This is a genomic window from Flavivirga aquimarina (genome assembly GCF_030540835.1).
Classification (GTDB): Bacteria; Bacteroidota; Bacteroidia; order Flavobacteriales; family Flavobacteriaceae; genus Flavivirga; species Flavivirga aquimarina.
The window spans coordinates 87,599-112,963 of sequence record NZ_JAUOEK010000172.1; the positions used below are offsets into that span (position 1 = coordinate 87,599).

General features: G+C 34.8%; 12 protein-coding genes. All 12 read left to right on the top strand.

The window, feature by feature from the left end; genetic code table 11:
- Window positions 1–72: 72 nt before the first annotated feature.
- Window positions 73–2,442 (top strand): PDZ domain-containing protein, encoded by a 2,370-nt coding sequence (locus Q4Q35_RS18355; protein WP_303279480.1) that lies wholly within the window; start codon window positions 73–75, stop codon window positions 2,440–2,442.
- A gap of 22 nt (window positions 2,443–2,464) precedes the next feature.
- Window positions 2,465–4,453 (top strand): alpha-L-fucosidase, encoded by a 1,989-nt coding sequence (locus Q4Q35_RS18360; protein ID WP_303279481.1) that lies wholly within the window; start codon window positions 2,465–2,467, stop codon window positions 4,451–4,453.
- A gap of 721 nt (window positions 4,454–5,174) precedes the next feature.
- Complete coding sequence (locus Q4Q35_RS18365) at window positions 5,175–6,980, top strand: arylsulfatase (RefSeq protein WP_303279482.1); 1,806 nt, start codon at window positions 5,175–5,177, stop codon at window positions 6,978–6,980.
- 326 nt (window positions 6,981–7,306) lie between these two features.
- On the top strand, window positions 7,307–9,358 hold the full coding sequence (locus Q4Q35_RS18370; RefSeq protein WP_303279483.1) for a carbohydrate-binding protein: 2,052 nt from the start codon (window positions 7,307–7,309) through the stop codon (window positions 9,356–9,358).
- Complete coding sequence (locus Q4Q35_RS18375; RefSeq protein WP_303279484.1) at window positions 9,345–9,902, top strand: carbohydrate-binding protein; 558 nt, start codon at window positions 9,345–9,347, stop codon at window positions 9,900–9,902. Before Q4Q35_RS18370 ends, Q4Q35_RS18375 begins: the two co-directional genes overlap by 14 nt.
- A gap of 263 nt (window positions 9,903–10,165) precedes the next feature.
- Window positions 10,166–10,357 (top strand): hypothetical protein, encoded by a 192-nt coding sequence (locus Q4Q35_RS18380; RefSeq protein WP_303279485.1) that lies wholly within the window; start codon window positions 10,166–10,168, stop codon window positions 10,355–10,357.
- Between the two features lie 120 nt (window positions 10,358–10,477).
- Entirely contained in the window at window positions 10,478–13,288 is a 2,811-nt protein-coding gene (locus Q4Q35_RS18385; RefSeq protein WP_303279486.1) for a carbohydrate-binding protein, read from the top strand.
- A 1,120-nt stretch (window positions 13,289–14,408) separates the two neighbouring features.
- Complete coding sequence (locus tag Q4Q35_RS18390) at window positions 14,409–15,557, top strand: redoxin domain-containing protein (RefSeq protein ID WP_303279487.1); 1,149 nt, start codon at window positions 14,409–14,411, stop codon at window positions 15,555–15,557.
- A gap of 22 nt (window positions 15,558–15,579) precedes the next feature.
- Entirely contained in the window at window positions 15,580–17,361 is a 1,782-nt protein-coding gene (locus Q4Q35_RS18395) for a hypothetical protein (protein WP_303279488.1), read from the top strand.
- Between the two features lie 32 nt (window positions 17,362–17,393).
- The gene (locus tag Q4Q35_RS18400; protein ID WP_303279489.1) at window positions 17,394–19,931 is read left to right on the top strand and encodes a glycosyl hydrolase family 95 catalytic domain-containing protein; all 2,538 of its coding nucleotides are present in this window, start codon (window positions 17,394–17,396) and stop codon (window positions 19,929–19,931) included.
- A 38-nt stretch (window positions 19,932–19,969) separates the two neighbouring features.
- Window positions 19,970–22,702 (top strand): endo-acting ulvan lysase-like protein, encoded by a 2,733-nt coding sequence (locus tag Q4Q35_RS18405; protein WP_303279490.1) that lies wholly within the window; start codon window positions 19,970–19,972, stop codon window positions 22,700–22,702.
- A gap of 27 nt (window positions 22,703–22,729) precedes the next feature.
- On the top strand, window positions 22,730–25,099 hold the full coding sequence (locus Q4Q35_RS18410; RefSeq protein ID WP_303279491.1) for a glycoside hydrolase family 95 protein: 2,370 nt from the start codon (window positions 22,730–22,732) through the stop codon (window positions 25,097–25,099).
- The last annotated feature ends 266 nt before the right edge of the window (window positions 25,100–25,365 follow it).

Consider the following 25,365-nt stretch of genomic DNA (forward strand, 5'->3'; position numbering starts at 1 on the left):
GACGGTACACGAAGCAGATTTGTTTTTACAATCAATCGGTTATTTAAAAGGAAAAAGTACAATAAAATAAATATGAAGAAAATAATCGTTTTATTAACTATAGTTGTTGTAGCTTTTTCTTGTGTGGCACAAGAAAATAATAAAGTATTTTTTGTATCAAAAGAAGGTGTTAAAAATAATGATGGATCAAAACAACATCCATTACCAAGTATAGAAGAAGCAATAAAAAAAGCAAGTGACCTAAAATTAAAAGCCCCTAATACCAGTATAATTATAAATATATTGCCAGGAGATTATTATTTATCTGAAGCAATACAAATCACGCCTCAATTAAATGGTATAACCCTAAAAGGCTCAGATACATTCGAAGTTACCATTAAAGGCTCTAGGCTTTTAACATTGGAGTGGAATAAATATAATGATAATATTTATGTTGCTTCTGTACCCAAAAACTCAAACTTCGACCAATTAGTTATTAACGGCACACCTCAAATTTTAGCACGTTACCCAAATTATAATGAAGAAGCTCATTATTGGCAAGGGTATGCAGAAGACGCGATATCGAAAGAGCGAGTAGCATCATGGGAAAAACCAGAAGGTACTTATTTTCATGCGTTACACAGAGGTAGATGGGGTGGGTTTCATTTTGAAATTACAGGCGTAAACAAAGACGGAACGGCTATTTTGAAAGGAGGGCATCAAAACAATAGAGGATCTAAACCCCACAAGGAATACCGTATGGTTGAAAATGTTTTTGAAGAATTGGATAACCCTGGCGAGTGGTATTTAGATAAACATAATAATAAACTCTATTATTGGCCAACAACAGAGGTATCACTTAAAACATCTAAAGTTGAGGTATCGGCATTAAAAGATTTAATACAGGTGATAGGTACTTTAGGAAATCCAGTAAAAAATGTAACCATTAGCGGCATAAAATTCGAAAATACCAGACGTACTTTTATGGAAGATTTTGAACCTTTATTGCGAAGCGATTGGACTATTTATAGAGGCAGTACACTTTTCTTTGAAGGCACAGAAACTTGTAAAGTAGAAAATAGTGAATTCGCCAATTTAGGAGGCAATGTTATAATGGCTAGCAAGTATAATAAAGACCTTCAAATTATTGGAAACCATATACATGATTGTGGTGCCAGTGCCATCTCATTTATTGGAGATCCATCAGCGGTAAGATCACCGTCATTCAATTATGGCGAATATATTCCAGTGACAAAAATGGATACTATTTCTGGACCAAAAAATGAATTATACCCAAGAGCATGTTTAGTAGAAGATAATTTAATATATAGAATAGGTAGGCTTGAAAAACAAACCGCAGGCGTTCAAATATCTATGGCTATGGATATTACAGTAAGTCATAATAGTATTTATGATGTGCCTCGTGCTGGAATAAACATTGGCGATGGCACCTGGGGAGGGCATATTTTAGAATATAATGATGTGTTTAATACCGTGTTAGAAACCAGTGATCATGGTTCGTTTAACTCTTGGGGTAGAGACCGTTTTTGGCATCCAAAACGCCATATTATGGATAATTTAACAACAGCAAACCCCAATATGCCTAAATGGGACGCTATAAAAACAACGATTATTCGCAATAACCGTTTTCGTTGCGATCATGGTTGGGATATTGATTTAGATGATGGATCGTCTAACTATCATATTTATAATAATTTATTATTAAATAGTGGTCTTAAATTACGTGAAGGCTTTAATAGAGTTGCCGAAAATAATATTATAGTAAATAACTCTTTACATCCACATGTATGGTTTGAGAAAAGTGAAGATGTCTTTAAACATAACATTGTTGGTGATGCTTATCAAGATGTTGGTTTAAAAGGCTGGGGAAAAGAATTGGATTATAATTTTTTTCCAACAGAAGTATCTATGATGAAATCCCAAATTTACGATAGAGATAAAAATAGCACATTTGGAGACCCCTTATTTAAAGACCCCGCGAATCTAGATTTTACAATTTCTGAAAATTCGCCAGCATTTAAAGTTGGTTTTAAAAACTTTCCGATGGATCAGTTTGGTGTTAAAAAATCAGATTTAAAGGCCATAGCCAAAACACCAGAAATACCAGATTTAAAAGATCCTTTAAAAAAGGGTGAAGAAAGCGCTCCAGTGGTTGCTTGGTTACGAAACAATCTTAAAAGCGTAGAATCTGAACAAGAACAATCTGCTTACGGGTTAAATACAGCAGAGGGTGTTATTATACTTCGTGTATGGAAACCTAGTCCAGCAGCGCAAGGAGATGGTATAAAAAAAGGCGATGTTATACTAAAAGCAGCAGGAAAAGAAGTTAAAAACATAAAAGACTTTTTTGAGATTAGTGCAGCTCATAATAAAACAGACGAATTAGATTTGGTAATTATGAGAAATCAATCAGAAAAGGAAATTACCATAAAAACAAAATAAAAACCTTCATAAACTATCAAAAATGAAAACATTTAATAGATTAATTCTAATTTTATTAGTTACAACTTTAAACTGTAGCTCCTGCCTTGCCCAAACTAATTCTGAAGTAAAAAAACTGTCAGATGATGAACGTATGGCATGGTGGCGCGATTCCAAATTTGGTATGTTTATACATTGGGGAGTGTATTCTATACCTGGAGGAGAAAGAGATGGTAAAATATGTGGCGGAGGTGCAGAATGGATTATGGATAAATTAGATTATACTATTGAGGAATATGAGAAATTCCCAGCCATGTTTAACCCTGTAAAATTTAATGCAGACGAGTGGGTTTCAATGGCTAAAGATGCAGGGATGAAATACATTGTAATCACCTCAAAACATCACGATGGGTTTAGTTTATGGGATTCTAAAGTGTCAGATTATGATATTATGGATTCATCACCATTTAAGCGAGATGTTATAAAAGAATTATCGGAGGCTTGTAAAAAGCAAGGTATTATATTTTGTTTTTATCATTCTATAGTAGATTGGCATCACCCGCAAGCTCAAGGAAATTTGTTCCCTAATTATAATGCAGGACAAAAAGATCAAACGGTAGTAAACCCGGAATTTCCTAAGTACTATGAAAATTACCTTAAACCACAAGTTAAAGAATTATTAACCAATTATGGAGATATAGGAGTTGTATGGTTTGATGGTGATTGGATTGCAGATTACACAACAGAGATGGGGAAAGAGTTTTATGATTTTATTCGTGAAATACAGCCTAATACCATTATAAATAATAGAGTAGACAAAGGACGAAAAGGGATGGAAGGTATGGATGCTGAAGGCAATTTTGCTGGAGATTTTGGTACACCAGAACAAGAAATTCCAGCAACAGGAATAGATTCAGATTGGGAATCGTGTATGACGATGAATGGATCTTGGGGGTATAAACCATCAGATAAAAAATGGAAAAGCAGTAAAAGGCTCACTCAAAACTTAATCGATATCGTTTCAAAAGGCGGTAACTTTTTATTAAACATAGGTCCAGATGGTTTAGGTCAATTTCCACCAGAAAGTGTAGAACGCTTAAAAGCTATGGGTGTTTGGACTAGAGAAAATGGAGAGTCTATTTATGGAGCCTCTGCAAGTCCATATGATAAACCAGAATGGGGACGATATACAGCAAAAGATGGGTTTATATATGCACATGTTTTTGATTGGCCAGAAGATGGTAAGTTAGTAATAAATAGAACTATTAAACCAAGACAAGCAACTTTGCTTTCAGATCCATATACCAAGTTAAAGACAAAACTAATAGATGGTAATTTAACCATTCACTTACCAGAAAAAGCACCTAATAACATTGCGACAGTTATAAAAATAAAATTAATGCCAAATGATGATTGGGCTAATTTAAAACGTTATAAAAAAGCAAATATAAAATTGAAAGCTTCTTCAACAAAAAATAAAAACAGAGTAGTTTTTATGGGGAATTCAATAACCGAAAAATGGGTTAAATATAGTCCGGAATTTTTCAAAAAGAATCCTTTTGTAGGACGTGGTATAAGTGGGCAAACAACCTCACAAATGTTGTTACGATTCAAGCCAGACGTTATCGATTTAAATCCAAAAGCAGTTGTTATACATGCTGGGACAAATGATATTGCTGGTAATAGAGGCCCTATAACCATAGAACAAATTGCTGCTAATATTTTTTCAATGGCAGAATTAGCAAAAACTCATAACATAAAAGTAGTATTAGCTTCAGTACTTCCCGCTAGTAATTACTCTTGGAGTCCCTCTGTAGAACCTATAGAAAAAATAGAAGCGCTTAATAGCCTAATTAAAACTTACGCCGAAAAAAACAACATAGTCTATTTAGACTATTATTCATCAATGGTTGATGCACATAAAGGATTAAAAAAAGAATATGGTAGAGATACCGTTCATCCTAATGCTAAAGGATATGAAGTTATGGAACCATTGGTAAAAGAAGCTATCAAAAAAGCTTTAAAAAAGTAGTAAAAAGTTAAGGAACTATAATTTATAGTTTTCAATGTTATAAAAATATAACATTGTGCATAGCATCAAAAAAAGCTTTGTACAATGTTATTTTTTTATCCTTTTTTTCATTGATATCAATTGAAATGTAGCATTAAGTTTCTGTTTTTCACAATCAACCTGAGACCGCTTTTACAAATACAGGAGAGATTATTAACCTACCTGACTAGATACTAATTGTAATAGGTTCATAATTTATATATCCTGAGTGATGATTTATACGAATTATACTAAAAAATAAATAACCTTGTACAGTGGTATTTTATATTTCAAAAAGGACTAAATAATGGTAAAAGCAATATTACTGACTATTTTTTATTTGGTAGTACTAATGTGTAACGCCCAAGAAAGAAATACAGCAAATACATTCTCAAATTTGAATATAAATGGGGAAGTAAAATAGCAAATAATTTTGAACAATGGCAATATGATGCTGGCGTATACTATCATGTCATTGATGACAAAATATAGCCAACAGGAATTGAATATCAAATACGATTTTAAATCCAGGAGAAGGGATAATCGGTTTCCAATCTGAAACCGCAGAAATTTATTATAGAAACATCAAGATTAAGGAATTTGACGAAGTTATTCCAATGGAAGAGTTCGTTGATTAATAAAGTATCAGTTGAGATTTATAATCTATTTTAAGATAATTAGTAAAAACAAAGTGAGTAACAAAATGAAACAAGTAACTTTTTTTATTGGATTCCTATTAATGTCATTCTCGTTTTTTTCGTGTAATGACGACATAAAAAAGCAACCTAATGTTTTGCTTATCATGGTAGACGATCAAGGTTATGGAGATATTGCAAGTCTTGGGAATAAAGAGATAAAAACACCTCATATAGATGCGCTACATGCCATTAGTGCCAGATTTACCGATTACCATGTTAGTCCTACCTGTGCGCCAACACGAGCAGCTTTCCTTACAGGACATCATTCTAACAGAACAGGGGTTTGGCATACAGTTAATGGACGCTCTCTTATTTTAGAGAGAGAGACAATTATGGCACAGGTTTTTAAAGAAAATGGTTATAGTACAGGAATCTTTGGGAAATGGCATTTAGGAGATAATTATCCGTTTCGGCCACAAGACAAAGGTTTTGATGAGGTTTTGATTCATGGCGGCGGAGGCATGGAACAAACCATGGATTATTGGGATAACGATTATTTTGATGATATGTATAGGCACAACGGTACATTAAAGAAATATGATGGTTTCTGTACAGATGTTTGGTTTGAAAATGCAAAGAAATTCATAGGACAACAGCAAGACAAACCGTTCTTTTGTTATTTATCAACCAATGCTGCACATTCCCCTTATTTTGTGGCAGATAAATATTCAGACCCTTATAAAGACAATGAAAATATTCCTAATGCCCCTTTTTATGGTTTGCTAGCCAATGTGGATGAAAATATTGGAAAGATGGTAGACTATTTAGAGGCCATAAAACTGAAAGATAATACCATTATCATATTTACAACAGACAATGGTACGGCGAAGGGCGCGAAGGTAGAAGGGCATCGTTTAGATGGTTTTGTAGTAAAAGGTAATAATGCTGGTATGCGAGGCATTAAAGCAAGTATGTACGAAGGGGGACACCGCGTTCCGCTTTTTATACATTGGAAAGATGGTGGCATAACCACAGGTAAAGATGTTAATGAATTAACAGCCCATTTTGATGTTTTTCCTACGCTGGTAGATTTATGTAAGCTGAATATTAATCCAGAAATAAAATTTGATGGAAAAAGCTTAGTACCTCTAATAAATGGTGAGAATGAAAACTTTAAAGACAGAATTGTAATTACTAATTCACAGCGTGTCGAAGTACCAGAACCATGGCGAAGAACCGCACTCATGCAAAATAATTGGAGACTTATTGATGGCGTAGAATTATATGATTTAGAAAAAGATCCAGAACAACGAACAAATATAGCAGACCAATTTCCAGAGAAAATGGAAGAATTTAAAACGGCCTATAACAAATGGTGGAAAGATTTGGAGCCAGGTTATCAAGACCAACCAAGAATTATTATTGGGCACCATGCAGAAAACCCAACACATTTATTTTCTCACGATTGGCATACTAAGAAAATAGCCAGTCCTTGGCATCAAAGGCATATTAGAACAGGATATATTGATAATGGCTATTGGTTAATTTCAATAGCAGAAAGTGGAAAATATTCTTTTAAGCTTCGTAGGTGGCCAGAAGAAACACATTTAACTATGAATGCAAAAGCACCTATACGACCTGCCATACCAGGAACAAGTGTCACAGAAAGTAAAAAGAGTAAATCCTTAACAATAAAGCAAGCAAAATTAGCTATTCAGGATACTGAGTTGATAGAAGAAGTAGATCCAAGTGCAGAGTTTATAGAATTCACAGTAGATTTAAATAAAGGAGACACAAAACTTCAGACTTGGTTTACTTTGGATACCGAAGAAACACTTGGAGCGTATTACGTAAGTGTAGAGAAATTGTAAAGGCTCATTTTTTATTGATTTATGAAAAATTTTTAATCTATGCGTTATAACCACATTGTTAAATTAATTTTTTAATATTTTTTCAATGTTACTCTTGTTAAAGAGTTGCAATGGAGTAATATAACTATCCAAATTATTTAAGAAGCAAGTATTTTGAGGGGCAAATATAAAAATGAACTATAGTTTATTGTCAAGAGTCTATAATTTATAGTATTTAAATTAAATTTTTATAAATTTTGTTGTCTTGCGACCCAATATTATAGTTGTTTGAAAATTAAAGAGGGTGCATAGGTTTTTTTATGAACTCTTTAAGCCCTCTTTTAAACATGAAACTAAAAATATCTTCTAATTTAGAAAATAATTGTCGATTATTTAAACGTCCGATTTTTGTTTTTCTTTTACTTATCTCATGCTCTTTAGTACATGCGCAATTTGTACATCCAGGAATAACGAATAAATTAAGTGACTTAGACCGTGTAAAATACATGGTAGAAGCTAAAATAGATCCATGGTACACCTCGTATCAGGAAATGGTTTCAGATTCAAAATCAAGTTATAATTATACCGTACGAGGAAATCAAAGCTTTATAGAATTAGGGCGCGACGACGGTACAAATTATGATGCGTGGAATAGCGATATAAGAGCGGCATATTATAATGCCATCCGGTGGTATGTTACAGGCGATTCAAGACATGCCGAAAAATCCATAGAAATATTCAATGCATGGAATAATTTACAAAACGTAACCAGTAGAGGTACTCGAGCCTTGAGTGGTGGTATCGTTTACATTATGATTGAGGCTGCCGAAATTATTAAAAGTACCTATAACGGTTGGGCTGCTAGTGATATTCAAGATTTTAAAGACATGTTGGTTTATCCGGGGTATTCAACTACCGTGGTACCTCCAAGCATTAGTAGAGTATCAGGATCTTTTTATTGGCAAGCCTATCAAGGAGATTCAGTGAGGCATGGTAACCAAGGTTTGGCAGGGTTTAGGGCAGTTATGGCTATGGGTATATTCTTAGATAACGAAATTATGTATGACCGGGCATTAAGATACATACAAGGATTACCGCACCGTTCAGATGACCTTCCTTATCCACCAGGACCACCACAGGCTACTACAATTTCTAACGTAGGGGATTACGAAGACACTTATAACTATACTGTAGGTACTTCAATACCTGATTTTGGATACAATGAAGTGATGACCAATTATATTTATGAGAATGGACAGTGTCAAGAAAGTTCAAGAGATCAACAACATACTCTTTTCGGAATAGGAAATTTGTGTGCCATGGCAGAAATGGCATGGAATCAAGGTGACGATCTATACAGTCATGCCAACGATAGATTGTTATTGGGGCTCGAATACACTACAAAATACAATGTGTCTTATCTTAGATCATATCCTGATCAGACGACTCATTGGATTCCAACAGTTGCATCAGGTGAGTTTACTCAACGTTTTAATGCATCTCAACGTGTATATTCTAAATCGATTAGTCCCACACATGTTGGAGGGTTTGTTGAGGTACGACCTATATTCGAAATGCCTTTAGCGCATTATTTAGGACGCGGATTTAAAACTGAAGAAGAAATAAAGTGGACAACACGAGCACGAGATGTGTCTATTGAGGAGTCTGGATATGAGGCAGCTGGTCATCAAAATGGCGCAATAGGTTGGGGCGCTCTTACATCGCGACGACCAGAAGGATGTTATGGTGAGCCAATTAGTGGATTTGACTTAAACGGTTTGCCTGAATATTCAATACACGCACTGCCAGGAACTATTGAAGCAGAGAATTTCGATCATTCTACGGTTTCTGGACAAGGAAGAACATACAATGATCTTACAGTTTCTAATAGTGGCGGACAGTATAGAACAGATGAAGCTATAGATATCGAATCTTTAACTGGAGGTGGATTTAATCTTACCAGTATAGAAAGCGGGGAATGGTTAACATATACCGTAAATGTACCATCTAATGGCACTTACGATATAAATATAAATTATGCTTCAGCTAATACTAATGGCACTATAAAATTTAGTTTTAATGGAACAGATATTACATCAGACGTAGCAGTTCCTTTTGGTGCTCCAAATTCAACAGGTTTAACAGATTGGAAAAATTTTAATGTTATAAGTGATGTCAGATTATCAAAAGGCGTGCAATCTTTAAAAATTTTATTTAATGGAGCAGACGATGCATTCAAACTAAATAATTTTACAGTATTACTAGTAGAAGCAGATCCAGAGCCTTTTTTTCTTCAAGCGGAAGATAACGATGCTATGGGGCTTCTTATAGATGAAGATCCCGATGATTATATAAGAACAGAACCTACTTCAGATATAGGCGGTGGTGAACATCAATAGTGGTGACTGGTGTATGTTTAATGCTATAGATTTAACAGGAGTAGTTCGTATTGAAGCTAGAATATCTGCCAGAAATACAGCAGAGAAAACTATTGAAGTTCGAGTGGGATCAACCACAGGAGCTTTATTAGGAACTATCACTTTTCCAGGAACAGGTAGGTCTACATATGCAACAGCCTATGGAAATCTCGATACTTCAAATGTATCTGGGACACAAGATTTGTATTTTGTGTTTTCAGGCGGTTTTAATGTAAACTGGTTTTATTTAGAAACCGAATCATTATCTGTGTCAGATAATATTAAAGATGACCAAATTAGTTATTATCCAAACCCAGTTTCTAATAATGTAACGGTACTTATACCAACCTCAAAATTCAGTCATTACAGCATCTTTGATATTAGTGGACGCGTAAATAAGCAAGGCGTTATTACAAGCGAGATGCAGAAAATGAACATTGATTTAAGCAATTTTTCAAAAGGGATTTATTTAATTTCATTGAAAGGCAATCAATTAACCAAAACCTTTAAGTTGGTTAAGAATTAAAAAAAAGTATAAAAACAAGTAGGGTATCGTTGTATTTATATGTAATAATAATGAAGAATCATTTTATTTCTAAAATCAAATACTAAACTTTTATTTAATCTTATTAAAAGACAATCATTTAACCAAAACTTTTAAGTTGTTTAAATATTAAACAACGTTTTAGAGTCTTTAAAATTTAATTTTTCAAGAGCTTTTTAATAGACACAAAAAGCTTTTAAAAAATTAAGGTTAAAGGTGTATTGTGAATTTTTTAAAAATATATTATGATAACAATTATCAAAATAAGACTTGTTTTTATACTTGTATTACTTCGAAATTTAACAAGTTCTTATGCTCAATTAAACCATCCAGGAGGCTGGTTTACAGCTGATGATTTAACTCTCATTAGAGCTAAAGTTATTGCTGGCGAAGAACCTTGGATATCTGGTTGGAATGCAATTAAACAGAACGTTTAAGTTGATTAAGAATTAAAATTATAACAAACTATATATAGGACATTAACTCCGTAATTATTTTATGATTAAAGAAATAATAATATAACGGAGGTGGGAAATAAAAACTTAAAACTTATTGATATGTTTAAATTCAAAAACATAAAAAAAAACTATTATTTTATAACGATAGTCATCATGTTACTACCGTTATATTCAACAAATGCGCAAACGGTTGTTAATTCATTAGCAGAACTAATCACAGCCGTAAAACAGAGTAATCAAGAAATTGTATTAGCAGCAGGGAACTATAATTTTGACGATTTAGCTAGCGATAACAAAGATATTGATGTTTCGGGATCTAACAATAATATTAACCTTACTGGCGCCCATATAAGCGTCCCTGTTGGTAGCGTAAGAACCACCTATATACATGTCTCTGGTAATAACAATACGATTATTGGCGGAGAAATTGAAGACGTATACAGGAATAATATGACTGAGGTGACAGATTTTAGTGCTTATAATCAAGATCGAGATAATTTAGCATACGGTCTTAGAGGTGCAGCAGTTTTAGAAGTTAGCGGAGAAGATAATTTGATTAATGGGATTAAATTAACAGTAAGAGGTTCTTTCCCTTATGGGTATGGAAGTATGTATGGAATAAACCAAGTAAATACATTTGGTTTAGACAAACGATGTGGTCTTTTAATTAACGGTAAAAAAAATACACTTGATAATGTTGAGGTACAACAACGCGCTTTTGGTCATGCCATATTTATGCAAGGAGAAGCAGATGAAACGGTGATAAAAAACACTTACGTAGAAGGGCGAACACGTCCTACAGGAGATTTATATTACGAAAATCAACCGTATGATTTACCCTTTTTATCCGGGTTCAAATTGCCTTATGAAGATAATGCTCCATTTACTGTAGGAGAAGTACATTCACTTTGCGAAGATGGTATTAGACAGTATAATGGAGTAGGAAGTGTTACCGTTGAAAATTGTACAGTTAAGAAAACTAGAGGAGGTATAAGATTGTATTTAGGCGGTAATGCTACCGTTAAAAATAGTACAGCTATCGATTGTGGGAATACAAATTGGAACTTACCAGCTAATGCCGTAGTGGAGAACTCAGCAGGGAATTTTACCAATGGGCCTTTAAGAGACAATAGATTAGGTAGAAGTGGAATGACTGCCGAGTGGACAATTATTCCTTCACCAAATTCTGGAGGAATGCATAATATCGCTGATGTTTTGGGAAATAATCAAAACCTTGTTTTTCATAGAACAGATGGCCCTTTAGATGATAAGGAAAAGAAAGCCATAGTTGTTGCAGGTGATAATTCAACTATTGTAAACGAAACAGAATATACCATTATTCTAGAAGCATCAGCAAATGGGAATACCATTACTAGTTGTGGCCCAGTGATAGATAATGGATCAGGAAATAATGTTACTATTAATAGCTGTGACTTTGTTATTACCTGTAATAATACAGTAGATAATCTAGAAGCAGAATGCTATGATAGCATGAGTGGAGTTCAAACCGAATCAATAGATATTAATAACGATGCAGTATCATACACTAATAATGGGGATTGGATTAGTTTTAACAGCATAGATTTAAGTGGAATGGGAACTGTAAAAGCAACGACAAGTTCACAAAAAGACGGAGTATCTATAGAAATAAGAAGAGGGAGTGTAACAGGAACATTGTTAGGAACTATTGCAGTGCCCAATACTTCCAATTATGGTATATATCAAGAGGTTTCAGCAGACTTAACAGAAACGTTTGATGGGGTTACAGACATCTATTTCGTTTTCACTGGCCCAGGCGGTTTCCTGCTTAATGTAGACGAAATTAGTTTTGAAAAGAATTTATGTACAGAAACTATTGATCCTGTATTGCCAATACAACTAGAAGATTATTGCGAGGCTTCAGGAGTTCAACTCGCTTATTTATTGAACGATAACCAAGAAGTAGGTTATATACATAATGGAGATTATCTAAAATTGGCTAATGTCGATTTTGATGAAGTTAACTACAATTCCATCGAAGTAGCTGCGTCATCAAAAACCGGAGGAGGCACTGTTGAATTAAGAACAGGTACAGTCGATGGTCCATTATTGGGAAGCATTGCTATTACTAATACCGGAGCTTGGGATCAGTACGAAGTCTTTAGCAATTATGCAGAACAAGATGTCTCTGGTGTTCAAGACCTTTTCGTTGTTTTTGTAGGTGGACCAGGATCTCTTTTTAATGTTGATTATTTATACTTCAGAAATGATCCATGCCTGGAAATTGTTGATGCATTTAGCGAAATAGATGCTATAGAACACTGTGAAAAATCAGGAGTTGTAACCTACGACGATGAATATGTTGGATCCATTCATGATGGGGACTGGGTTCGTTATGGAAGCGTAGATTTTGGATCTAATAGTCCTGTAGGTGTTACGTTGAGTTTATCAGGTCAGAACAATACAGATGGCTATGTAAATGTTATGCTAGACGACCCTACTAATGGTACTATGATAGCTACGGCTACTGTACCTGCAACAGGAGGATGGACAAATTGGGAAAATGTTACTGTTCCTGTAAATAATGATGTAACTGGGATACAAGATGTTTATGTTTATTTTGGAGGAGGTGCTTATAATCTAAATTGGCTTCAATTTAGATCTGTATTAAGTACAAGCAGTATTGGAAAAAAATTATCAGGCGTTGTTTTTTACCCCAACCCAGTAAAAGATGTTCTTAATATAAAACTTACTACATTAGAAGAAGTAGATGTGTCAATCTTAAATTTAGTAGGACAAAAAGTGTATTCTGGGGTTGTAAAAAAAGGAAATAATAATATACAATTAGGGACATTAAATACAGGAATGTATATAATGAAAATGATAGATGGAGCACAAGTATATGTTCAAAAGATAATAATAGATAAATAAAATAAGAGGCCAGTAAGATAGATGACATGCTTTTTTGTATTTTAAATACCCACTTTTATTTGGGAATGGTACACAATACTTATAAGTAAAGTGTTTAAACAACATAGGTAAGCATTTATAGTTACCTCCACATCCTAGTTTAAGAATAATATTTATATATACTTACAGGAGTTGAAAAAACCAATCCAAAATAGGCTAAAAATATTATGGAAAACCCGATAATAAAATAAACGCGAATTAGATAAAAAAAGAGTTTTAATATTTTTTTGTTACAACCGGTAGTCAGCTGTGTTGGTCTAATTCCGTTCAATATCAATGGTAGTGAATTTAGTGAAGTTTTTTAGGATAGCCCTTTAGCTTCTTATGAGGGTTTTGTGTTCAATATTCCAACTTTTATCTTTACTATTTGTACTCATTTCAATTTTTTTATTTCTTTTTCTCACATTTATATTTTGGACTTATAACAAAACAAAGAGAGGATATTTTTTTAAAGAATATACTTTACAGAAGAGTAAAAGTATTTTTCTATTGTACCTCTTCTATATGTTAAATAGAGTTAATTTGGTTTATTGTGGCATTTTAAATCTATAATTTATAGACCTTGAATGATGATTTATACAGATTGTCTTAAAAAATAAATAATATTGAATGCTATTTCTTACGTATTTAAAAAATGCCAAATAATGGTAAAGAGAACTATTAGTTGTTTTTGTTTATCCGTAATAGTATTAATATTTAAGAATTTGATGAAGTTATTCCAATGAAAGCATTCATTGAATAATAAAGATGTATGTGTTGATATTTTTAATTATATAGTAAAGAAAAGAAACGTAAAGAATTTATTAAAATTCTTGGAATTAGTGCTTTAGGTGTTGGGGTGGCACCAGCTTCAGTTGTTGATTTATTACAATGAATTAGGGTTCAATGAACAAGGAAAAGAAGTAGGAAGAATAATAGTAGAGAATTTATAGTAATCATAAAAATTGAAGCTTAATTTCAAGAATAAACTATTTATAACTATACAAACCGATTCAGTTTAATTTAATTTAAGAATATTATGAAAGCTTTAGGGAAATTGTTTAGTCTCAAATTTGTATACCTACTTTCTATCTTAGCAATAATGTTTTCTTCATGTAATCACTCTAATAAAAAAGAAAAAGAAAAAGAGTCTTCAAATATTGCATTTACACCAAATCCGAAGGAAATCGAAAAGCGAGAAGTAAAAACGCTTTCAATAGGTTCTGATGCTCCTGATTTTAATTTACCAAATATTGATGGTAAATTTTATAACCTTAAAAGTTTCAAGGATTCAGAAATAATTGTACTAATATTTACATGCAATCATTGTCCAACAGCTCAGGCATATGAGGACCGAATGGTTGAGTTTACAAAGGAATATAAAGAGAAAGGAGTTGCAGTCGTAGCTATAAATTCAGCTAGTCCTATAGGGCTTATGTATGGAGAAAGCGCATGGACAGATGTTGATGATTCGTATGAGGATATGATTATAAGAGCAAAAGATAAAGGTTTTAATTTTCCTTATCTCTACGACGGAGACAAGCAGGAAATGTCTTTAAATTATGGCGCAATGTCAACACCGCATGTGTTCATCTTAGATAAAGAAAGAAAACTTCGATATCAAGGAAGAATTGATAAAAAAGAAAAACCAGGTACTGGTGGTAATTCTGAAGATTTGAAACTAGCTGTAGACGAATTACTTGCGGGAAAAGAAGTGAGCAACCCTGAAACAAAAGCATTTGGATGTTCAACAAAATGGTCGTGGAAAGGAGCAAACAGGGAAAAAGTTGATGCTAAATGGAAAAAACGAGATGTTACTTTAGAGGAAATTGACAATCAAGCTGTAAAAGAATTATTAGCCAATAACACAGAAAAACTACAGCTTATTAACCTTTGGGCTACATGGTGTGCACCTTGTGTTACAGAATATCCAGATTTGTTGACACTGCAAAGAATATATGGCAATAAGGCTTTTGAATTCATTTCTATTTCTACTGACAAAATAGAAAAAAAAGAAAGTGTTTTAAAGTTTTTACAGAAAGAACATTCTGGCGTTAAAAATTATATCTATTCTGAAGATGATGTTTACGAACTTATAGAATTAGTAGACCCAAAATGGAGTGGAGCACTTCCTTATACTTTACTTGTTGAACCAGGAGGGAAAAAAGTGTATTCGTATCAGGGATTAGTTGATATGCTTGAAGTAAGAAAAGCAATTGTCAATCATGAGTTGATAGGTAGGTATTTTTAACTTTTACCAATTCCGTGCCATTATGAAACATCTAACAACATGCCTCTTAATTGTTAACTCATTTTCTACAGAATTGCTTGCGCAAAAGCAAAACCGTTTAATAAATAACTATTGGAATAATAACACGCCACTTATTTCTTATCGCCTACCACCGCCACCTCATGATTATAAGCCAATCTTTGAAGACTTAGATGGAGACGGAGATCCTGATATTATTTACTCGGTAACAATTGGTAATACACCCATTATGTGGATCGATGATGATGATGATATGAAAGACAGTGACTTTGAAGGAGATACTGATAGTGACTGCTTGTTAATCGATATCAACAAGGATGGAAAATACTGTGATATTAACGATGCAGCTTTTGATTGGGTGGATACGGATGATGATGGACTCGCGGATATGCAGCTCTATGTAGATAATGCACCTAGAGGCACAAGAAGAGGGGCACATTATATGTGGATGATAGACTCTGATAAGGATAACGTATTCAACTATTTTGACTGGAACACCTTTCGGCTTCGTGCTTGGCTCCATGAAGGAGGATCGAATTTTATTGAGGATTACTCAGGACAGAGTACATTCTTAAAGGCGCATGGCACTACAGATCGTATGCAAGATTTAAGGCTGAACTGGGAAAACCCCTTTCTGTTTTTTGATCAAGATGATGATGGTTTAACTGAAATGGCCATTAGGGCAGTAGATAGACCAGCAGATCGTAATGTATCGTATACCGAAGGGATCATAAATTATATAGGAATAACCTATGATTTAGATAATGACAATGCACCTGGGAACGAGTATGACTATGACATGTCTATTAGGTTTCAAGGAAAAGGATTTGACTATATGGATCAAGTTCACAAGTTTGAAAATAAGAGAGTTGAGGAATCGGATAGGTTTATTGGAGATCCTCGATGGAGGCAGGTTTCAGAACTAATCTACCCAGGATTTGAGAGTGTCATGGATTTAACATTCAACAGGGGAGAATGGGATAATGTATTCTTTGTATATGATGAGGATGATGATTGTGAACGTTGGGAAAGAGTGGAGTTTTATTTCCCAAAGCACCTTTTCAAAGTGGGGGGGAGAAATCCATGGATAGATGGAGGAGATACCTTAGGGGGAGGGTTGGATGATCATATTCAAGCCGACGCCATAGGAGACCGTGGTGAGTGGGACTTGGACAATAGTGGCAATGGAGATATCTACCTTTCTAAATTTGATGGTAGAATACACCTCTATGGAGCAGAATGGGGAGCTTGGAGGGTAGATCAATTAGCCTGGGCTTATCAATCCTGGGGTGGAGTGGAGGATTTTTATGAGCCTAAGCACAGACGGTCTCAACAAACGTTTAGTCCCTTTAGTACTTTTAAATATGAAGATACGGATGGTAATGGTTTCCTAGATCAAATAGCAATTGATATTGACGGAGATACGATTTTTGACAAGACAGTCTCTCTTTTAAAATTGAAAATAGATGACAAATGCGATATCATCAAGTCTTCAGAAATGAGCTATGAAGATTATAGAGCATTACATACTAAAATGTCCAATGATATCTGGAGTCGGGCAGAAACTGCTTTAAAAGTGGCTACTCAGCAAGGGCTAAATACAAACTGGTATGCTTTTATGAAAGACCCAAAATCGGAATATCAAAAATACAATTATGGTTACTGGCTTCAATTCTATATCTATATGGATTTACTAGATCAATCTAAGAGAATAAAAAAGGGGCTAAAACCAGATAGAATTGATAAAGCCTATTTTGGTGGAGATTGGAAAGCTTTACTGGATTAAGAAAACATAGATCTAATATTTCTATAACAATTATGAAAAAAACAACCTTACTAATTTTTTCTTTCCTTATCAGTTTTATTAGCTGTGAAGAAGTAAAGCAGAAAGACGTTCAAATAGAGCAAAATTCGCCATACAGACGAGGACTTACCATGATTACTCCATCGTCGCAATGGCGTGAGGCCTTTCCATCTGGTAACGGTACTATTGGTGCCATGGTATATGGCTCAATCGGGACAGAAAGAATCTTGTTCAATCATAGTGCACTATGGTTTGGAGGTACAAGATCCAAATTGCCTGATATGTCTAAGGAATTGCCTGTAGTTCGTAAATGGATGTTGGCAGGAGAATATGGTAAGGCCAATATGCATTACGTTAACAAAATGAAGGAGAAGGGCTTCAATGGTAAGCATGCCGATTACCATCCAGCTTTTGATATGATATTGACGATGGAACGAGAACAACTCTTCGAAGACTATTCACGTACGCTCAATTTTGAAACTGGCGAGGTGGAAGTAAAATGGAGGGGTGGAGATACAAGTTATGCTAGGCGTTTGTTTGTTTCTATTCCTGACGATATATCTGTATTATCCCTTAAAGCCAATAAAAAGGGCGTTATTAGTGGAGCAGTTACTTTGGATATTCATGACCTTACGGATGCTGTTAACATCAGAGGAAAACAATTTGATCCAGGTTTTACATTTGAGACCATTATAGATGGGGAATTTGTGGAGTTTCGAGCAGATGGAACCGATGGTGGTGAATTTGGTGGAGTAGCCAGAGTGATAGCCAAAAATGGACAGACAGGCCAAAAAGGAGGTCAGAAAATGCATTTTTCTTCCCATCGAACCGGTGAGCAAATTACCTTTAGCGATGCCGACGAATTAATAGTTTTGGTGGGTATTTATGCCAATGAACAAGGAGCGACAGCCGTGCCTAGAATAAAAGATCAACTTTCAGGTTTTGATGCAAATTATGAAGCATTATTCACTCGTCATAAGGACGTTCATAGTGAACTATTTAATAGAGTTACAGTCAACATAAATACTAATGGAGAAATAGATACCCCTAATGAAAGATTACTTTTGAATGCCTATCAAAATAGCGCGTCAGGTGTGTTGGTTCAAAAGCTGGTTGACTATGGTCGCTATCTTTTGATATCGAGTAGCAAGGCAGGAGGGTATCCAGCCAACTTACAAGGGATTTGGAATGGTGATTACTCACCACCTTGGCATGGTCACCTCGGAAATAATGAAAACCTTCAAATGAACTATTGGCAAGCCATGCCAGGTAATTTGAATGAATCAATGATGGCCTTCTTCGACTATTTCGATGCACATATTGAGGGATTTCGATACAATGCCAGACAACTGTGGGGATGCAGAGGGATTTACATTCCACCCTTCATGGTTCCTGCAAATCCGATAACTGTCGAGAATCAAGCGCATACCATTAATTATACTGAAGCTGCAGGCTGGCTAGCATCTTTTTATTATGACTATTATTTATTCACTGGAGACAAAGAATTTTTAGAAAATAGAACAGTACCATTCTTAAAAGAAGTCGCCCTTTTTTATGAAGATTTTATCATTAAAGATAAAAATGGTAAGAATATGTTTGTTCCCTCTGAATCCCCTGAAAATCAGCCGAAAGATAAGGTGTGGTTTAACCCCGAGACTGGGAAAAATGAGAGTATTCGAATTCAGATCAACTCTACCATGGCTGTAGCCGTTTCCAAAGAAGTTTTCATGAATTTGATATCAGCTTGTGAACTTCTAGGTATTGAGGCCAATGGAGTGAAAAGATGGAAAAAAATGGTAGCAGATATGCCTGCTTATGAGATCAATGAAGATGGCGCTATGAAAGAGTGGTTACACCCTGATTTTAAAGACAACTATGAGCACAGACATGAGTCTCATGTATATCCTGTTTTCCCAGGTCATGAAGTAACCTTAGAATCTAATCCAGAAATATATGAAGCCTGTAGAGTCGCGATCGAAAAGCGAAAAACAATTGGATTAAAGGCGCAAACGGGTTGGTCTCTTGCACATATGGCAAATGTTTATGCGCGTTTGGGACAAGGAGATAAATCAAAAGAAGCACTGGATATATTGGCAAGATGTTGTTTAGGACAAAACTTATTTACCTATCATAATGATTGGCGCTATATGGGTGTTACAGGCAGTGGCTTTTGGGGTAAGTCGGCACCTTTTCAAATGGATGCTAACTTTGGGATTACAGCAGCCGTTTATGAAATGCTATGTGGTTCTGAGGTGAACATGCTTCATATCCTACCAGCACTACCGTTTGATTGGAAAAAAGGTGATTTTAATGATATGTTAACACGTGTTGGAGTTAGAGTTTCAGCATCATGGCACATGGATAAGAAAGAAATCAACCTAAAACTTGTGGCGGAAAGAGATGCAAATTTTGATTTGAAATTTCCTGGAGAATTAGAAAGTATAAAAACGAATCACGGGGATAAATTACAAAGTTCTCAATATGGTGAGAACTACAGATCATTGATTATGAGTAAAGGAGAAGTATTACTAATAGATGTGATACTCAAGTAATAATATATCTAAATAGAAATAAAAAATATAAATTAAAGATGAAAAAGACACTAGTATTAATAGCATTGATTTCCCTTGGAAAATGGTCACAGGCACAGATTCCACTTCCAAAAAATTTAGAGCAAGGGTATCCGCGTTTGCATATTACGCAAGAAGGAAAAAAAGACTTGCAAAAGACTATAAAAAAGGAAGCTTGGGCTAAACAAGTTCTTAATGGGATTCATGAACGTATAGATACTCATGTTGAGCGTCATGTCACCGATAAAGAATGGATGGTGTCACGTTTACAAATGCACTGGAAAACAAAAGCAACCAATATATACATAAACGGCATAAATTATTCTCACGCAGATGGCGAAGCCCCCGTGCCAACCGTTCGATTTGTTGGCTCACGTGACTATACTACTCCTTATGGAAAACCAAAACTGGAGGATGTTTTGCCGTATATGGATGACCCCCGTGGTTTGTATTTACCTAACAAGAATAAGGAAGGAAACCCTTTTGAGTGGGTGGCACAATCTAAAACAGGAAGAGTCATTTACTCTATTAATGAGGAAATTATAGGACTGGCTAGAGATGCATCCTTTATTTACTGGCTAGAAAAAGATGAACGTTTTGCGAAATTTTCCTTCGATGTGTTTCATACATATATGGAAGGCATGTCTTATAGAAGTGAACCTATTGATTTACTCAATGGCCATATTCAAACACTTGTTGGTTTTACTAATTTTCAAGTGATACATGAAGGCGTTCTTACTAGTATAGCAGAACTCTACGATTTTTTGCATCAATATATTGAAGCAAATCACCCAGATAAAATTGAAATGTACGATACCACCATTAAAAGATGGACCGATCAGATTATAAAAAATGGTGTGCCACAAAACAATTGGAACCTGCATCAAGCAAAAGTCATTTTAAAAGCGGCGATGGTATTACAAGATAACAAAAATTATGAAGACAAAAAGGGGCGTGAATACTATATCGATTATATTTTAAATGTGACGTCGGCTAGACAATGGTCACTTACTAAGTTTATCGATTATGGCTATGACGAAAATAATGGCGTTTGGGCTGAATGTCCTGGCTATTCACAAGGTGTTACCAAAGACCTTACTAATTTTATAAGAGATTTTGATAATACATTCGATCATAACATATTGCCTTATACTCCTGTTATTCCAGAGGCCGTAAAAATGTTGCCTCAGTATTTATTTCCCAATGGACAAACGGTTGCTTTTGGAGATTCCTATTATGGTTCTGTTAATACAGAAGCAATTAGTGATATGATTCGTATTGCCCAGAAAAATAATAACCAAAAGTTAGAAGAAGAATTTACAGGGATGTATAAACTATTTGCAGAAAGTTCAGGTAGGTCGCGTCGAGGAAGAAGACCAAGAACTAATCTATCTTCTTTTTTTGCAAGTAAACCTTTGGTGTTGAATCCAAAGTACGAAATAGGAGATATCAATGATTATATTACCCAAACCTTTTATGCACCTAATGTAAGTTGGCATGTACAGCGTATGGGAACAGGAAAGGATGGGATGATGGTTTCATTAAACGGATCACTTGGTAACCACATGCATGCCAATGGTATTAATATGGAATTATACGGAAAAGGATTTGTACAAGGAGCCGATCCTGGCAAAGGGGCTAGTTATCTTCAACCAAAATATTTGGAGTATTATTCGCAGTTTCCAGCACACAATACCGTTATGGTAGATGGAGTTTCTTCGTATACCGAGATGTTGAGTTACCATGCGTTTGATTTAATGGGGCAATATCCAAAATCAGAACAAAAACAAGGATTCTACAAAGACATTACCTATTCTGATGTTTACTTTTTAGAACCAGAAACCCGTAGCGATCAAAGTCGTCTTGTTAGTATTGTGAAAACGGGTGAAACTACAGGTTATTATATCGATATTTTCCGTTCAAAAAAACAACGTAAAGGAGATAAATTTCATGATTATTTTTATCATAACCTTGGTCAAAGTATGCAGGTGAGTGATGTAAAAAGCAATCCTCTAGAATTAACACCAAGTGAAGAAATGGGTTTTGCAGGAGGGCATTTATATGCTTTCGATTATATGTGGGATAAAAAATCGGTTCGCACTAACGAAGATTATCAAGCAGAATGGAAAATAGATATGCCAGATGGCGAAGATGATGTATTCATGAACCTGTGGATGAAAGGTACAGAAGGACGTGAAGTATTCACCATAAAATCGCCGCCTAATAAGGCATTCCGTAAAGGGACTAATATTCCGTATGAAGTAGACAAAGCACCCTATTTAACCCTTGCAGCAAGGCAACATGGAGAAGCCTGGGAACATCCTTTTATTTCTGTATATGAACCTTATACCTCGAAAGAAGGAAAAAGTATTTCATCCATAGTTGGATTCGATGATGAAAATGGGAATAAGGATTTTGCCGGTTTGCATATTACTAATAAATCAGGACGTGAAGATTACGTATTCTCCTCGTATGGAGGTAAAACGGCAAGTTATAACGGCATGTCTACCAATGCGACTTACGCTTTGGTTGGAAATGATAAGAATGGTGATTTAGTATTGTTTATGGGCAATGGAAATAAGCTTAGCGCAAAAGGGTTTACGATTTCAGCTAGCGAAAATGGAAATGTGGTTGTAGAGAAAAAGGGTGACGAATTCTATTTACATAACGAAGTGCCAGTTACCATTTCTTTCAAGGGTAAAAACAACAACTTTGAGGTTGGAGCATTACGGCGAATCAACTTGAAAAATTAAATATTTAAATTACATAACTCATAAAAAATGAAAAATTATAGGTCTGTCAGTTGTAGAAGTTTATTATTATTGGTGTTTTTTTTTCAAACACTTTCTTTTGCTCAAGAAGAAAAAAAGATAAAAGATAACGATTTAGTGCTTTGGTACAAACAACCAGCCACAGAATGGACAAAAGCATTACCTATTGGTAATGGGCGACTTGGTGCGATGGTATACGGAGGTATTCAAATGGAACACATTCAATTAAATGAAGAAACACTTTGGAGTGGTGGTCCACATAGTTATGATAACCCTAATGCTTATCAACATCTCTCAGAGGTAAGGGAGTTATTAGATAAAGGTGAATATATTAAAGCGGAGGACATGGCACAAAAAATGTTAGGTTCTCCAATTAAGCAAATGGCTTATCAACCCTTTGGGGATTTGTTTTTGATGTTTCCACAAGGTCCAAAATCACAGAATTATAAACGAGAACTTGATTTAGAAACAGCAGTTAGTAAAGTTACTTACAATATAGGTTCAACCCAATTTACAAGAAAAATATTTGCTTCACATCCAGATCAGTCTATTGTGATGCGAGTAGAAAGTAATGCTAAAAGAAAAGTTACTTTTGATCTTTTATTAACAAGCCCTCACAATTCCGTTACCCAGATAAAAGATAATAAATTATTAATGTTAGGGCAATTAGGAGCTAGAAAAGAGCGAGGATTGATTGGACCTTGGGAAGGAGAAGGAACTAAATTTGCTGCTAAAGTAAAAGTGTTAGCAGAAGGAGGTGAGGTTATTTATCATGATAATAAAATCTCGGTTAGAGATGCAGATGCAGTAACTTTAGTATATGTAGCAGCTACGAGCTTTGAAAATTATAAAGATGTAAGTGGCGACCCAATAAAAAAAGTTAATTCTTATATGGCGGGTGTAGAAGGAAAGTCTTTTGAAGAGTTATACCAAAGGCATATTAAAGATTATACAAAGTTTTTTAATCGCGTTGCGATTGATCTAGGAGGTGAAAAAAACAACCAAAATATTCCTACCGATAAAAGACTCGATCAAGTTTCAAACGGTGCTTCAGACCCATTGTTAGATGAACAAATTTTTCAATTCGGGCGTTATTTAATGATTGCAGGATCTAGATCAGGAACTCAACCTTTAAATTTACAAGGTATTTGGAACGGCACTATTAATCCACCTTGGTCAAGTAAATATACCATCAATATCAATATCCAAATGAATTATTGGGTAGCTGAAGTATGTAATTTGAGTGAATTCCATGAACCTTTTTTACACATGGTTGATGAACTTCAAGAACCAGGAAAAAGTACAGCAAAAACACATTATAAAGCAGATGGTTGGGTTACACATCATAATACCGACTTATGGCGTGGTACAGCTCCAGTAGATGGTGCACAATGGGGCATGTGGCCAACAGGAGGTGCCTGGTTATGTCAGCATCTTTGGGAACATTATCTATATACGGGAGATGTTGAGTTTCTTAAAAAGGCATATCCAATCATGAAAGGTGCTGCGGCGTTCTTTTTGGATACTTTAATCGAAAATGAAGATGGTTATTTAATTACTTCGCCATCTATATCCCCAGAGCATAGCCATGGAGGAACAACAAAAGATGGTCTTAGTATAGGACGAGATGGAACGTCACTTTGTGCTGGGCCAACTATGGATACGCAGATTTTAAATGATTTGTTTTCTAATATCATTTTGGCATCAGATATATTGGGGATCGATAAAAAATTTAAAAAACAAGTAGTAAAAACAAGAGCAAGATTAGTTCCTATGAAAATAGGTCGTCATGGTCAACTCCAAGAGTGGCAGGAAGATTGGGATAATCCAAATAATCCCCATTCACATGTGTCACATTTATATGGTTTATTTCCAAGTAGCCAAATCAATTCAAAAGATACGCCAAAGTTATTTGATGCAGCACGTGTTTCATTAATTCAACGTGGGTTTGATGATGGGTGGCCAGGAGCATGGAGAATCTGTTTATGGGCGCGTATAGGTGAGGGGAATAATGCTTATAAATCACTTAATAAATATGTTATTCCAGGTTTGTCTGAAAGTTTACTAAATAGCGGTAGAGTATTTCAGATAGATGCTAATTTTGGTGCTACTGCCGGAATTGCAGAAATGCTATTACAAAGTCATAATGGAGAAATTAATTTATTACCTGCACTTCCTGATGCTTGGGCAGATGGATCAATTAAAGGATTACGTGCTCGTGGAGGGTTTGAAGTAGATATGGAATGGAAGGATGGCGCGTTGGTTAAGGCTACTATTTGTGCAAATCAAAAAGGGACATTTAGACTTGCATATCAAGGAAAATCTAAAGGAAAAATATCTTTGAAAAAAGGAGAAATAAAGGAGCTAACAATTAAGTAGGGAATGAAAAATATTGAGTTTTAAAAACTTGTAACGATACTAAATATAAAATAACGTGAGTTCGATTTAAAGTTCCTTTTAGCTAATAAAATTAATGCTTGTCTCCTCGAGCATTACTGAGCTACAAAATATATTTTGTAGTGAGAGTAGCAAGTGTAGCTTGTCGAGAGGTTAATATAAACTCATAAAATTTCATTAGGTCTCGACTGCGCTCGACCTGACATGTCGTTAATTAATTGAAAATCAACATAAAACTCATATCTATT

Excerpts from the sequence above, each read along its gene's own strand:
- Q4Q35_RS18370 (WP_303279483.1), top strand. The coding sequence starts at position 7,307 with ATGAAACTAAAAATATCTTCTAATTTAGAAAATAATTGTCGATTATTT.
- Q4Q35_RS18380 (WP_303279485.1), top strand. The coding sequence starts at position 10,166 with ATGATAACAATTATCAAAATAAGACTTGTTTTTATACTTGTATTACTT.
- Q4Q35_RS18385 (WP_303279486.1), top strand. The coding sequence starts at position 10,478 with ATGTTTAAATTCAAAAACATAAAAAAAAACTATTATTTTATAACGATA.
- Q4Q35_RS18355 (WP_303279480.1), top strand. The coding sequence starts at position 73 with ATGAAGAAAATAATCGTTTTATTAACTATAGTTGTTGTAGCTTTTTCT.
- Q4Q35_RS18400 (WP_303279489.1), top strand. The coding sequence starts at position 17,394 with ATGAAAAAAACAACCTTACTAATTTTTTCTTTCCTTATCAGTTTTATT.
- Q4Q35_RS18395 (WP_303279488.1), top strand. The coding sequence starts at position 15,580 with ATGAAACATCTAACAACATGCCTCTTAATTGTTAACTCATTTTCTACA.
- Q4Q35_RS18410 (WP_303279491.1), top strand. The coding sequence starts at position 22,730 with ATGAAAAATTATAGGTCTGTCAGTTGTAGAAGTTTATTATTATTGGTG.
- Q4Q35_RS18405 (WP_303279490.1), top strand. The coding sequence starts at position 19,970 with ATGAAAAAGACACTAGTATTAATAGCATTGATTTCCCTTGGAAAATGG.
- Q4Q35_RS18360 (WP_303279481.1), top strand. The coding sequence starts at position 2,465 with ATGAAAACATTTAATAGATTAATTCTAATTTTATTAGTTACAACTTTA.
- Q4Q35_RS18365 (WP_303279482.1), top strand. The coding sequence starts at position 5,175 with ATGAAACAAGTAACTTTTTTTATTGGATTCCTATTAATGTCATTCTCG.
- Q4Q35_RS18390 (WP_303279487.1), top strand. The coding sequence starts at position 14,409 with ATGTTTTCTTCATGTAATCACTCTAATAAAAAAGAAAAAGAAAAAGAG.